12 protein-coding genes are annotated in these 13180 nt (G+C 62.8%); 7 read left to right on the top strand and 5 right to left on the bottom strand.

Annotated elements, in window-relative coordinates; all coding sequences use genetic code 11:
* Positions 1-33 precede the first annotated feature (33 nt).
* Complete coding sequence (gene apbE / locus EGY12_RS00480; protein WP_123892229.1) at positions 34-1065, bottom strand: FAD:protein FMN transferase ApbE; 1032 nt, start codon at positions 1063-1065, stop codon at positions 34-36.
* Between the two features lie 154 nt (positions 1066-1219).
* Here apbE and EGY12_RS00475 point away from each other — a divergent pair, with 154 nt between their 5' ends.
* Positions 1220-2332 carry an SLC13 family permease gene (locus tag EGY12_RS00475; RefSeq protein WP_123892228.1) on the top strand — a complete coding sequence of 371 codons (1113 nt, stop codon included), beginning with the start codon at positions 1220-1222 and terminating at the stop codon, positions 2330-2332.
* Here EGY12_RS00475 and pepT read toward each other — a convergent pair.
* On the bottom strand, positions 2329-3576 hold the full coding sequence (gene pepT, locus EGY12_RS00470) for a peptidase T (RefSeq protein ID WP_123892227.1): 1248 nt from the start codon (positions 3574-3576) through the stop codon (positions 2329-2331). The two genes, EGY12_RS00475 and pepT, sit on opposite strands and share 4 nt — an antisense overlap.
* Before the next feature lie 217 nt (positions 3577-3793).
* Here pepT and EGY12_RS00465 point away from each other — a divergent pair, with 217 nt between their 5' ends.
* The gene (locus tag EGY12_RS00465; protein ID WP_123892226.1) at positions 3794-4690 is read left to right on the top strand and encodes an endonuclease/exonuclease/phosphatase family protein; all 897 of its coding nucleotides are present in this window, start codon (positions 3794-3796) and stop codon (positions 4688-4690) included.
* 27 nt (positions 4691-4717) lie between these two features.
* Here the strand turns inward: EGY12_RS00465 and EGY12_RS00460 are convergent, their stop codons facing one another.
* On the bottom strand, positions 4718-6151 hold the full coding sequence (locus EGY12_RS00460) for a PLP-dependent aminotransferase family protein (RefSeq protein WP_123892225.1): 1434 nt from the start codon (positions 6149-6151) through the stop codon (positions 4718-4720).
* Between the two features lie 93 nt (positions 6152-6244).
* On the opposite strand from EGY12_RS00460, the gene EGY12_RS00455 reads away from it, so the two are divergent.
* Positions 6245-6700 carry a rhodanese-like domain-containing protein gene (locus EGY12_RS00455; RefSeq protein ID WP_123892224.1) on the top strand — a complete coding sequence of 152 codons (456 nt, stop codon included), beginning with the start codon at positions 6245-6247 and terminating at the stop codon, positions 6698-6700.
* A 4-nt stretch (positions 6701-6704) separates the two neighbouring features.
* Here EGY12_RS00455 and flk read toward each other — a convergent pair whose 3' ends face one another.
* Positions 6705-7733, bottom strand: coding sequence for a flagella biosynthesis regulator Flk (flk, locus tag EGY12_RS00450; RefSeq protein ID WP_123892223.1), 1029 nt, complete (start codon positions 7731-7733; stop codon positions 6705-6707).
* Between the two features lie 204 nt (positions 7734-7937).
* On the opposite strand from flk, the gene EGY12_RS00445 reads away from it, so the two are divergent.
* The 4 genes from EGY12_RS00445 to EGY12_RS00430 are packed head-to-tail and all read left to right on the top strand — an operon-like array spanning position 7938 to position 11592.
* Complete coding sequence (locus EGY12_RS00445; protein WP_123892222.1) at positions 7938-8300, top strand: copper resistance protein; 363 nt, start codon at positions 7938-7940, stop codon at positions 8298-8300.
* Between the two features lie 49 nt (positions 8301-8349).
* Positions 8350-10386 (top strand): protein-disulfide reductase DsbD, encoded by a 2037-nt coding sequence (locus tag EGY12_RS00440; protein WP_123892221.1) that lies wholly within the window; start codon positions 8350-8352, stop codon positions 10384-10386.
* A complete protein-coding gene (locus tag EGY12_RS00435; RefSeq protein ID WP_038876482.1) occupies positions 10383-11099 on the top strand; it encodes a DsbA family protein in 717 nt (238 codons plus the stop codon). Before EGY12_RS00440 ends, EGY12_RS00435 begins: the two co-directional genes overlap by 4 nt.
* Positions 11092-11592 (top strand): protein disulfide oxidoreductase, encoded by a 501-nt coding sequence (locus EGY12_RS00430; protein ID WP_123892220.1) that lies wholly within the window; start codon positions 11092-11094, stop codon positions 11590-11592. Before EGY12_RS00435 ends, EGY12_RS00430 begins: the two co-directional genes overlap by 8 nt.
* On the opposite strand, the gene EGY12_RS00425 is transcribed toward EGY12_RS00430, so the two are convergent.
* On the bottom strand, positions 11589-13055 hold the full coding sequence (locus EGY12_RS00425) for a PLP-dependent aminotransferase family protein (protein WP_123892219.1): 1467 nt from the start codon (positions 13053-13055) through the stop codon (positions 11589-11591). The genes EGY12_RS00430 and EGY12_RS00425 overlap by 4 nt on opposite strands.
* Between the last annotated feature and the right edge of the window lie 125 nt (positions 13056-13180).

The following is a 13180-nucleotide window of genomic DNA, read 5'->3' as shown; positions in this document are numbered from 1 at the left end:
CAGCCCGGCCGCTGTGCGCCGGGCTTTTTTATTTCACTGCACCAAAAATGCCTTGAACTGCGGCGTCATCACGGCGCTGAAACCGTCGTCGGTTTTGCTGATCAGGTAGACCGCCAGCCCTTTCTCTTCTGCAAGCTTCAACGCTTTCTCCGTGCCCAGCACCATCAGGCCGGTATCCCAGCCGTCGGCCTCGAGCGCGGTGGGGGCGATTACCGTGGCGGAAACCAGCCGGTGGTTGATCGGCCTGCCGGTGGTCGGATCGATGACATGGGAGTAGCGCTGGCCGTTTTGTTCAAAGTAGTTGCGGTAGCTGCCGGCGGTGCTGATGCCGTAACCGTGCAGATCCACCAGCGCCTGCACCGCGTTTTCACGGTCGGTCGGCTTTTGGATTGCCACCCGCCAGGGTTTGCCCTGGCCGTTGACGCCGCGTGAAGAGACCGCGCCACCTACCGATACCAGGTAGTTGGTAATGCCGTTGCGGTTCATCAGGCGCACCAGTTCATCGGCACCGTAGCCTTCGCCCAGCGTCGAGAGATCGACATACATATCCGACAGATCTTTTTGCAGCCACTCCCCGCGATTGTCGCTGATAAGCTTCAGGTGCTGCAGGCCGATGTGCTGCTTCGCCGCATCGATCTGCGCCTGTTCCGGCACCTTGACCGGATGCTTGTCGGGGCCGAATCCCCACAAGTTCACCAGTGGGCCAACGGTAATGTCCATGGCGCCGCCGGTATCGCGGCCGATGCGCTGGGCCATCAGCACGATGTCCGCCATGCCGCGCGGGATCGGCTGCGGTTCGAGGCTGGCGCTGCGGTTAAATTGCGACAGCACCGATTCGGCGCGGTAGGTGGAGATATCGTCGTTGGCCCGTTCGAGCACCGCATCGATCTGCCGCTGCAGTTCTTGCTTGCCGATCGCGACGTCACCGCTGACTTTAACGCTGTAGAAGGTGCCCATGGTCTTGCCGTCGATATCGATTTGCGGGCGAGAGGAGGCGTCGTCGCAGGCGGCGAGCAGGGCGCATAAGGCGCTGAGCAACGCCCCTTTGGCGAACAGGGAAGCCATAATATGTCCTTTGAAAACGAGAAAGCCGCTACAAATAAAGTAAAGCGCGGCAAATGGAAAGCGGATAAAGGTAAAATAGCATTTTGCTGGCGTTGCGGCTGCGCCTGAGCTAACGTCTCGCTCATGCTTTTCGCTGAGGTTTCAAGCTGCCACCATGAGTTCAACCACCATTTCCCGGCTTATCCATCCCTTTGTCAAAGACCGTTTCCTGCATGTGCTGTTGCTGGCTGGTGTAGCGATGTTCGCCTTTCATCCGCAGCCGCTGGCGGCGCTGGGCGGGTTCATCGACGGCCGCACCCTCATTACTCTGTTGGGGTTGATGCTGCTGACCAAAGGCGTCGAAGTCAGTGGCTATTTCGACTTCGTTGGCCGCAAGATTATCAATCGGCTGCATAGCGAACGGCGGCTGGCGCTGTTTCTGGTGTTTTCCGCCGCGCTGCTGTCGTCGTTTTTGACCAACGACGTGGCGCTGTTTATCGTCATTCCGCTCACCATTACGCTGAAAAAGCTGTCGGCGCTGCCGGTTGGCCGCTTGATCATCTTTCAGGCGCTGGCGGTGAACGCCGGTTCGCTGCTGACGCCGATCGGCAACCCGCAAAATATCCTGCTGTGGAGCCGTTCCGGCCTCTCTTTCCTCGGCTTCATTGGCCAGATGGCGCCGTTTGGCACCGCGATGATGCTGAGCCTGTTGGCGTTGACCTGGTTCAGCTTCCCGGCGCGCGACATCGTGAAAATGCCGAATACCGAGGGCTACCCCTATCAACGGCCGCTGTTGCTGAGCTGCGTGGGGCTGTATGCCGTCTTCCTGCTGTGCCTCGATATCGGTCTGCCGTTGTATGGGCTGCTGGCGGTGTTCGCCGGCTTTTTGTTGCTGGCGCGCCGGGTGCTGTTGCAGATCGACTGGAGCCTGATTTTCGTGTTCGCCGCCATGTTTATCGATGTTGGCCTGTTTACCCGCCTGCCGCCGCTTCAGCCGGCGTTTGCTGCTATCGCCGGGCTCAGCGACGGCGGGGTGTATGCGCTGGGCGTCGGGCTGTCGCAGATCGTCAGCAACGTGCCGGCCACCATTTTGCTGCTCAACTATGTGCCCTCCAGCGCGCAGTTGGCCTATGCAGTTAATGCCGGCGGCTTTGGGTTGGCGATCGGCTCGCTCGCCAACCTGATTGCGCTGCGCATGGCGGGGGAGCGCAAGATCTGGTTGCGCTTCCACTATTACTCGCTGCCGCTGCTGGCGTGGGCCGCGCTGGTCGGCTGGCTATTGAGCTAACTCTGATTACCGCTCTGCCGGGCGGCCAACAGGCAAATACTGCGGGTCACCTGGTAGGACTTCACGAAGGCGCTGACGGGTAAAAACTCGAAGCGCGAGTGGAAGTTATGCGCGCCGGTGAAGTAATTGGGCGTCAGTATACCGCGGCTCGAGAGCGCCGCGCCGTCGGTGCCGCCGCGCATCGGGATCACCTTCGGCGGGATGCCGTGGGCGGCAAGGGCGCCGAAGATCAGATCGATGGCGCGCCTATCTTCACCGATGGCGTTGCTGATGTTGCTGTAGATGTCGCTGATGCTGCAGCTGACGTTGGCGCGCGGATAGTTGGCCGCCACCTGACGCACCGTCTCCTCAAGGCGGGCTTTACGCGCCTCGAACGTTGCGCGATCGAAGTCGCGAATCGATACTTTCAGCGTCGCCTGGTTGGCATTGGCAGCCAGATCGGTGAACCAGAAATAGCCCTCGCGCCCGTCGGTGTGTTCCGGAGTATCCTGCACGTCGAATCGGTTGATGATGTCGTTGGCGATGCGTATCGGGTTGATTAACACGTTTTTCGCCGACATCGGGTGGGCGGTCACCCCCTCGATGCGGATCTCCGCCGCCGCCGCGTTGAAATTCTCGTAAACCACTTCACCCAGCTCGCAGCAGTCGATGGTGTAGGCGAAATCGACGGCGAAACGCTGCAGGTCCAGCGCCTTGGCGCCGCGCAGGCCGATCTCTTCATCCGGCACGAACGCCACCACGATATCGCCGTGGCGATCGGTGGCGGTCAGGTTGGCCAGCAGCGTCATTACCACGGTGACCGCTGCCTTGTTGTCGGCGCCCAGCACGCTGGTGCCGTCGCTGAACAGGATCTCTTCGTTCCGGTAGGGCAGGATCTCCGGATGCTCGGCGGTACGCAGCCAGATATCCCGTTCGGCGTTCAGGCATAAATCTTCGCCGGTGAAGCGCAGGCGCTGCGGGCGAATTTCGGGCGACAGGCCGACGTCCACGGTGTCGATATGGGTGATGAAGCCGATGCGCGGTGCGCCGGGTTGGGTACCGGGCTTGCGGGCGGTGACGGTGGCGTGCTCGTCTATTTGCACATCGGCCAGGCCGAGCCGGCGCAGCTCTTCCGCCAATAGCTGCGCCATCTCATGCTGCCCCGGCGTGCTGGGCAGAGTAGTTGCGGTGGCGTCGCTCTGGCTGGTGACCGCCAGGTAACGGAAGAAACGTTCGGTAAGCTGTTCGGCAATCGGGCTGGTCATCGGAACTCCTCGCGGTTGGCAATCTACCGGTTTTAAAACGAAATCAGCCGTTTGTCCAACGGTGCAATGCGCAAACCACCAGAATGCGAAGCATCACGCAGAAACGAAAAATAGCGGCGAAACTAGGAAATCGTCGCAGGTTTCTGCGGCAAAATCGGTGTTAGCTGTGGGCCGGGAAGCGCCCGCATAACACTTATCTGTACCTCAAGGAGAAATCATGCACACCGGTCACGCTCTGCTTATCACCATACTGTCCCTTGGCCTCTCTCACAGCGCCTGGTCATCTGCCGATACCGGGCATGCCAACAGCAACGCCAACAGCCGAGAAGTGTCCAGCGCGTTGGGCGGCCTGAAAAATAAAACCTACGAACTGGAGCAGGCGCCGAAGATCCGCATCGCCAGCTTCAATATCGCCGCCGGCAAGGTCAGCGATATGACCGCCATCGCCAAAGCGATTCGCGCGATGAACGTCGACGTGGTGGCACTGCAAGAGGTGGATAAACTCACCGCCCGCAGCGGCCGCGTCGATCAGGCGGCGGAACTGGCGAAGCTGACCGGCATGCAGGCGGTGTTCGGCCGGGCGATCGATTATGACGGCGGTGAATATGGCCTGGCGTTTCTCTCGAAGTATCCGTTGCATGACGCCGTGATTTATCCGCTGCCGTCTGGCCAGCGCGAGCAGCGCATCGCCTTCAGCGCCAAGGTCGACGTGCCGGAGTTCCCGGCGCCGATCACCCTGTTCAACGCCCACCTCGATACCAAGGAAGATCCGACGATGCGTCTGGAGCAGGTGCGGGAGCTGAACGATCGCACTATCGAAGTGCGCGGCATCAAGCTGCTGTTCGGCGATATGAACGATGTGCCGGGCAGCGTGACCTGGCTGGAGCTGAGCCGCTATTGGAACGATATCATGCCTAACGGGCAGGATGGCCGCAGCTGGCCGGCGGAAAATGCCGAGATCAAGGTGGATTACATTTTTACCGGCAACGCGCAGCGCTGGCATCTGGACAGCCTGACGGTACCGAACGCCAGCGGCGACTGGAACGGCGTGCATTGGCCGGCGGTGAGCGACCACCTGCCGCTGGTGGCGGAAATGCGCCTGACCGAGCAATAAGCCGGGCGGCATTCCGTTGGGGCTGGGCTAAGCCACGGCGATCTGCGCCAGCCGCTCTACGGCGCTGCGGATCTCGCCTGGCGTCAGGGCCGAAAAACCCAGCAGCCATCCGTCGCGCTGCGCCTGCGCCGTCTGGTATTGCGCCGTCAGTCCGGGCGTGAGGATGCCGAGCCGCCGCGCCTGCCGGCTGAGCGCCGCCTCCTGGCCGGGCGGCAGCCAGACGCTGAGCTGCAGGCCGCCGGCGGCGGGAGCGGGCGTGGCGAAGTGGCCGAGTTTTTCGCGTACTTCCGCCAGCAACACATCGCGTCGGCTGCGGTAGAGCTGGCGCATGTAGCGGATATGCGCGGCGAAGTGCCCCTGGCGGATGAATTCGGCGGTGACCGCCTGCATCAGCTGCGCGCTGTGGCCGTCATAGACCGTGCGTGCGGTGACAAACGCGTCGACCAGCGTGGGCGGTACGATCAGATACGCCAACCGCAGCGAAGGGAACAGCGATTTGGAGAAGGTGCCGAGGTACAGCACCCGGCCACGGCGATCCAGGCCCTGCATCGCCGGTATTGGCAGGCCGTCGTAATGAAACTCGCTGTCGTAGTCGTCCTCGATGATCCAGGCCTGCTGTCTTTCCGCCTGCGCCAGCAACGCCAATCGGCGCGCAAGGCTGAGCGCTGCGCCAGTCGGGTATTGGTGTGAGGGGGTCAGATAAATCAAACGTGGCTCGGGCAAGGAGGGTTCAGGACGCAGACCGTCACCGTCCACCGCGACCGGCGTCAGGGCGGCGCCGGCACTGATAAAGGCATTTCTTGCCCCGCTGTAACCCGGTTCTTCCATCCAGACGCTGTCGCCGCTGTCCAGCAGCAACGTGGCGATCAGCTGCAGTGCCTGCTGCGAACTGGTCAGCACAATAACCTGCCGAGCATCGCAGACCACGCCGCGCGTTTGGTGGACATGGGCGGCAATCGCTTCACGCAGCGGTAAATAGCCCTGCGGATCGCCGTAGCGCAGCAGGCTTTCTCCCTGCAGCCGCATGCGTTGTGCGGTCAGTTGCTTCCACAAGGCCAGCGGAAACGCGCGCAGATCCGGTGAACCGGCGGCAAATGCCTGTGGCTGCTGCGGATCGCGGCAGCCGCCGGTTTGCACGATTTGTTGGCCGCGCTGCGAAAGGCGCGGCATGCCGGTGCCGGTCGTCGGCGGCGGCGATTTGGCAATGCGAATCGCCACAAACGTGCCCTGGCCGACGCGGCGCTGCAGGTATCCCTCAGACTCCAGCCGGCCGTAGGCCGCTTCGACGGTCACCCGCGAGAGGCCCAGATCGCTCGCCAGCACCCGGCTGGAAGGCAGGCGTTGCCCAGCGCTCAATGCACCTTGGTGAATGGCCTGCCGCAATGCCGCACACAGGCGATCGCGCAGCGTGCCGATGGCCTGGGGCGATTGCTGAAACAGCGTGATTAGCGTGTGCCGCATAATGGGTCTTATCATGACTTAAAAATGGGTATCAATCATAAGACCAAAATGGGGCACTATTGTCATCTGTCTTGATGCACGGGAGTGAGTGATATGTCGAAAGAATCATTGGTGCTGGCTTTTCCACCGGCGGCGCCGGAAGAGAGCCTGGCCTACCTGGCGGCCAAATTGAGCCGCTATGCGGATGCCTGGGATGTGGCGGAAGATCTGCGCAATGGCGTGGACGAGATGGTGGTGATCGACACCCGCGCGGAGGCGCTGTACGTCGCCGGGCATATTCCCGGTGCGTTCAGTTTGCCGCATCGCCTGATGGATGAAGCCGGCACGGCGCATCTGGATCGCGGGAAAGTGTATGTGACTTACTGCGACGGCATCGGCTGCAACGGTTCCACCAAGGGTGCTTACAAGCTGGCGAAGCTGGGATTCAGGGTGAAGGAGCTGATCGGCGGGCTGGACTTCTGGCTGCGCGACGGCCATCCGTTGGCCATCGGCGAACAGCCGGGATCGTTGCGCGATCGGGCGGCTGTTGCGGACTGCGGCTGCGCCTGAGGGGTTAAAACACCAGCGCCAGCACGACGGCCAGCGCCAACAGCAGCAGGATCAGCGCGACGGCGGGTTTACTGAGCGCTTTTTGCAGCGGCAGCGGCAGGGCGGCGATCAGCGGGTTGAGCAGCGGTTGCGGCTCGACAGGGTGGCTGACGATCGGCTGTGCCTGGCCGGCTTTTTCCAGGCGGCGGGCAAACAGCTGATGAATGGCGTCGCTCATTTGCGGATGCGTCAGCGGCGCATTGGCGCCGCAGTTGAAGCGCGCCTGGCAGTAGTCGTTCATCTGCTGCAGCTCTTGCTCGTCCGCCGGCTGCTTGAGTGCCGCCAGCAGATTGTTCAGCGTCGGCGCGCTCTGCGGGCTGAGGGCCACCTTCACTTGCAAGAATTGGTTTAACAGCTGGAAGTGGCGCGCCGGCAGCGGATCATTGGTTTTCACGCCCGCCAGATCAAACAGCGTTTGCCAGATTTTAGCCGGCGCTTCGCCGGTGGCCGCGCTAAGTTTGGTGACCTGCTGCTGCAGGCTCTGATGCTCTGCGGGCAGCAGCGGGCGATCGCTGGTGGTGGTTTGCTGCGGCTGAGGAATGGTCAGGCCGCCGGTCTGCAACAGATTCAGCACCTGCTGCAGCTGCGGTGGGCTCAGTTGGCTCAGTACCGTGTGGCCGAACTGCTGGCGAATAAAGTCGCTGACCGCCTGGCGGTTATTGCCCTGCGGCAGCAATTCGGCCAGCTGTTGCAACAGCTGGCGTCCGGCGTGGTTTTGCTGCGCCTGCGTCAGGCGCGTTTGCAGCAGCTGTTCCGCCGGCTGAAAATGGCGCGCCAGCAGCTCACCGCCGTTGTCGGCGCCGAGATCGTGGCGCAGACTCGCCCAGATCTCCGCCGACTTGGCCGGGCTGAGCGTCATGATTTTCACGATCAGCTTTTCCAGCGTCGTGCGCTGTGCCGGAGAGAGGGGTTGATCGTCGGTGGCCGCCGTTTTGCCCGGGGAGGGAGGACGTTCGCCGGCGATTGGGGTGCCCGGCCCACTCAAAGGTTGCATATCACCAGTCCTTCGCTGTGTATCCCCGCAGAATGCCTGGAGGAGAGAATCATCATCGTACCCGGCAAAAGCGCAGGCTTACCGACTATGATACCTGTAAATCGCCGCCATCAATACCGCCGCTCAGACATTTCTTTACCGACAAAACGTTGCTAATCGCGCCCGCGTCGCTAAGATAAGCCCAGACCCGAACATGAGGATGGCATGGTTAAACGGCAGCAGATTGCAAAATGGTTTTTATGCCTGGCTTGCCTGGTAGTGCTGACGTGCATGACCCAGCGCATGGCGGGCCTGCATGCGCTGCAGCAAACGCTGGGGATCCCGGCCGCCACCGCCGTTCAGTCCAGTGATGCCGCCGACGGGGCGCAGCCGACGCCCTGTGAGCTGAGCGCCAAGTCGTTGCTGGCCGCGCCGCCGGTGATGTTCGAAACCGTACTGTTCGGGCTGAGCCTGCTGCTGGCGTTGCTGGCGCCGACCATGGCCGCGCGTCTGCGCATTCCTCCTCCTCGCGCCATTTCACCGCCCACCCTCAGGGTGCACCTTCGATTATGCGTCTTCCGTGAATGAGTTAATCGCCCGTTTTTCGCGGTGAATTAATCATTTATGGAGAATTAACATGTTGAAAATTATCAGGCTGGCCTGCGCTTGCCTGTTTATGCTGTGGCTGCCTGCCTTGCAGGCGGCGGACAGCGGCTGGCTGCAAAATCCGGCCAACGATCATGCCAAGGTGCGGCTGCGTGCCGACACGTCACAGCCGGGGGAGACTCGCCTGTTGCTGTCGGTCGAACTGCAAAAGGGCTGGAAAACCTACTGGCGTTCCCCTGGCGAAGGCGGCATTGCGCCGGCTATCGTTTGGCAGGGCAACCCGCCGCCGGCGACCTGGCACTGGCCAACGCCGCAGCGTTTCGAGGTGGCCGGCATTTCCACCCAGGGCTATCACGATCGGGTCACTTTGCCGATCGTGATGTCAGGTCAGGTATCCGGCCCGCTGGCAGGCACCCTGACGCTGTCCACCTGCAGCAACGTCTGCATTCTGACCGACTACCCGTTCAGCCTGGATCTGACGACGCCGAACGATCCGCAGTTTAACCACGACTTCGCGCAGGCGATGGGGCAGGTGCCGATCGCCGCCGGGCTGGCGGAGAGCGTCAAGGCCGGTTACCGCAACGGCGAGCTGCAGATCGCCGCCGAACGCGCCGCCGGCTGGCAGCAGCCTGCGCTGTTCTTCGATACGCTGGCGGATGCCGATCTCGGTAAGCCGCAGGTCGAGACCGACGGCGCTCAGCTGTTGGCGCGAGTGCCGGTCAGCGATGGCTGGGGCGATACGGCACCGGATCTACGCGGCAAAACGCTGACGCTGGTGATCGACGACGGCGGCATGGCGCAGCAGATTACGCTGCCGATTGGCGATCCGCTGGCTGCGCCTACCGGTGCGGGATTCCCATTATGGCAGGCGGTATTGATGGCGTTGGCGGGCGGATTGATCCTCAACCTGATGCCGTGCGTGCTGCCGGTGCTGGGCATCAAGCTCGGCTCCATCCTGCAGGTGGAGCGGCGCGATCGGCGCAGCGTACGTTTGCAGTTCCTGGCGTCGTCGTTGGGTATCGTCGCTTCGTTTATGGCATTGGCCCTGCTGATGACGCTGCTGCGGCTCGGCAACCATGCGCTCGGCTGGGGGATTCAGTTCCAGAATCCGTGGTTTATCGGTTTTATGGTGCTGGTGACACTGCTGTTCAGCGCCAACCTGTTTGGCTTGTTTCATCTGCGCCTCTCGTCCGATCTGAATACGTCGCTGGCGACCCATAATGGGCACGGTCTGAGCGGCCATTTCTGGCAGGGCGCGTTTGCCACGCTGCTGGCGACGCCGTGCTCGGCGCCGTTTCTCGGCACGGCGGTGGCCTTCGCGCTGGCGGCGTCGCTGCCGGTGCTGTGGGGCATGTTCATCGCGCTCGGCATCGGCATGAGCCTGCCGTGGCTGCTGATCGCCGCCTGGCCATCGCTGGCGCTGCGCTTGCCGCGCCCCGGCCGCTGGATGAATACCGTCAAGCTGGCGATGGGGTTGCTGATGCTGGCGTCGTCGCTGTGGCTGCTGAGCCTGCTGAGCAATCATATCGGCGTGCAGGCCACGCTGTGGCTGGGAGCCTTGGCGCTGCTGGCGTTGCTGCTGGCGGTGTGGCGCCGGCAGGGGGCACGGTTGGCGGCCAAGCTGGCGGCGGGCACGTTGGTGCTGGCGGGCGTGGCCTTGCTGGCCGGATCGCTGACCGCCGGCCTGTGGCGCCAGCCGTTGCAGGATCGGGTGCAGTGGCAGCCGCTGAGCGAGCAAGCGATAACCGCGGCGCTAGCCCAGCATAAGCGGGTGTTCGTCGACGTGACCGCAGACTGGTGCGTGACCTGTAAAGCCAATAAATTCAATGTGCTGCTGCGTGATGACGTACAGCACGCGCTGAGCGCCGACGACGTGGTTGCGCTGCGCGGCGACTGGAGCCGCCCGTCGGCCGACATCAGCGCCTTCCTGCAAAAGCGCGGCAGCGTCGCCGTGCCTTTCAACCAAATCTATGGCCCCGGCAGCCCGGACGGCGAGGTGTTATCCCCGCTGTTGACCCGTGACGCCGTGCTGCAAACGCTTTCCCATGCCAAAGGAACCGAACAATGAAAAAGCTACTGATTTTACTGATGATCATCGCCGCCCCGGTGTGGGCCGCCGAGCCTTTCACCCCGGCACAAGAGGCGCGTATCAAAGAGATGATCCGCGAAACGCTGGTGTCCAACCCGGACATTCTGGCGCAGGCGGTGGACGCCTGGCAGCAGCAAACCGCCGGCCAGCAAATCAGCCAGGCTATCAAGCAGAACGCCAAAACGCTGTACCAGGATCCGGCCAGCCCGCGCCTCGGCGCCGCCAACGCCAAACTGACGCTGGTGACCTTTACCGACTATAACTGCCCGTACTGCAAGCGTTTTGATCCGATGCTGGAGAAGATCGTCAAGCAATACCCGGACGTGGCGCTGGTGGTGAAGCTGCTGCCGTTCAAGGGCGAAAGCTCGGTCAGTTCGGCGCGTGTGGCGCTCACCACCTGGCAACAGCACCCGGATCAATTCTGGGCCCTGCACCAGCGGCTGATGGCGAAAAAGGGCTTCCACGACAACGCCAGCATCGCCGCCGCGCAAGAGAAAACCGGCGTCAAGGCGGTGGCGCCCAGCGAACAGAGCATGACCACGCTGCGTACCAATATGGAGCTGGCGGAACAACTGGGCGTGCAGGGGACGCCGGCGACGCTGATCGGCGATCGGATGCTGCCGGGGGCGGTGTCGTATGAAGAGCTGGAAGCGATGGTGAAGCAGCAGCTGGCGAAGGCCAACCATGGCTAAGCTCAAGCGCTGGGGGCGCGAGTTGCTGCTGCTGGCGCTGATCGCGCTGGCGGTGGTGACGGTGATGGATTGGCTGAACGCGCCGCAGGCGCCGCCGGCCTTCGATGCTCAGACGCTGACCACGCTGGATGGCGAGCGCGTGTCGTTGGCGCAGCTCAGCCATGAGCGGCCGCTGCTGGTTTACTTTTGGGCCAGCTGGTGCGGTGTTTGCCGCTTCACCACGCCGGACGTCGCCCGTTTGCAGGCGGCGGGCGGTAATGTGCTGACCGTCGCGCTACGTTCGGGCGACGATACCCAGGTGAAACACTGGCTGGCGCGCAAACGGCTGGCGCTGCCGGTGGTCAACGATCCGGCCGGAACGCTCTCGGCGCAGTGGCAGATTGGCGTGACACCGACCTTGGTGGTGATCTCGCAGGGCAAGGTGGTGCAGAGCACCACCGGCTGGACCAGCTACTGGGGGATGAAGCTGCGGCTGTGGTGGGCCGCCGTCTAACCGGCGTTCTTCTCCGTTATCACCTCCTCAATCGCCCGGCACAGCCGGGCGATACCTTCTTCAATCTGCGGCGGCGAGTTGGCGGCGAAGTTCAGCCGCAGGCCATGCGCACCTAAATGTTCCTGCGCATAGAAGCATTCGCCGCGTGCGAAGGTCACCCCGTATCGCCAGGCGACCGGCATCAGCTCAGCGGTGGTCACCGCCGTCGGCAGCGTCAGCCAGATAAACAAGCCCCCCTGCGGCGTTTCGAAGCGGCACCCCGGCGGCAGCCGCCGTTGCAAGGCATCAATCATCACCTCCAGATGGCGGCGGTAGACGCGCCCGGCGCGCCGCAGCTGCTTGTCGTAACGGCCCACGGTGACGAAGGCGTCCAGCGCCCGCTGGATCAGGCTGGAACTGGTGAAGCTGTCGACGTGTTTCAGCCTGGCGAAACGCTGATAGTGTTCGCTGTCCGCCACCAGATAGCCGATGCGCATGCTGGGCAGCAGCATTTTGGAGAAGGTGCTGACGTAGATCACCGTGCCCGGCTGCGCCAGCGCGCGCAGCGACGGCAGCTGTTTACCCTGATAACGCAGATCGCCGACGAAGTCGTCTTCCAGGATCACCACGCCGGCCTGTTGGGCGATCGCCAGCAGACGCCGACGGCGCGCTTCGCTCAGGCAACGGCCGGTCGGGTTGTGGAAATTGGGGATGGTGTAGATCAGTTTAGGGCGGTGGCGCGCCAGCAGCTCGGGCAGCCGCTCGACCAACATACCGTGGCGGTCGCCTGGCACGGTGACGATATTGATGCGGTGCTGGCGCAGCAGGCCCAGCGCTTCGGCGTAGGTTGGCTCTTCGACGATCACCGTATCGCCCGGCGCCAGCAGGCTTTGCACCACCAGGCTGATGGCATGCTGCGAGCCGTTGGTGATCAGCACCTGTTCCGCCTGCGTGGGGATGCCCTGTGCACTGAGAATGCGGCTCAGCGTGTCGCGCAGCGGGTAGTAGCCGCAGTATTCGCCGTAGCTGAAGGCCTCTTCCGCGTGGCGGCTGAGCACCGACAGCAGCACTTTGCGAAATGCCTCCAGCGGAAACACCTTAGGGCTGCCGACGCCGGCGGCGAAGTTGATCAGCCCCTCCGGCAGCGGGGCGTCGGCGTAACCGTCCAGCCGCGAGGTGAGGGTAGTGAAGCTCTCCAGTGGGAAAGGGGCATCGCTGTTCGGCCGGATCGGGCGTGCCTGCGCCTGTGGGTGCGCGACATAGGCGCCGCTGCCGCGCCGCTGGCGCAAAAAACCCTTGGCCGCCAGTTCGGCGTAGGCGTTATCCACCGTTAAACGGCTGACCGCCAGTTCGGCCGCCAGCGTGCGCGTCGAGGGCAGTTTGTCGCCATCGACGAACACACCGGTGAGGATGGCGCGCCGCAGCGCTTCTTCGATCTGTAAATAGAGCGGAACGTCCTGATCGCGATCCAACGGAATGTGCATGCGAAATTGGCCCGGTTATGGAGAGAGGTTTTTACTATACCCCATGTAAACAGGGCTTCAAGCGCAGAAAAGTGGCCTGCATGACAACGCAGCAAAGTGGCTATAGTGAGAAAAAATGGCCGCGT

The organism is Serratia sp. FDAARGOS_506 (genome assembly GCF_003812745.1).
Lineage (GTDB): Bacteria > Pseudomonadota > Gammaproteobacteria > Enterobacterales > Enterobacteriaceae > Serratia.
This window is presented reverse-complemented; position numbering and strand designations above follow the sequence as displayed.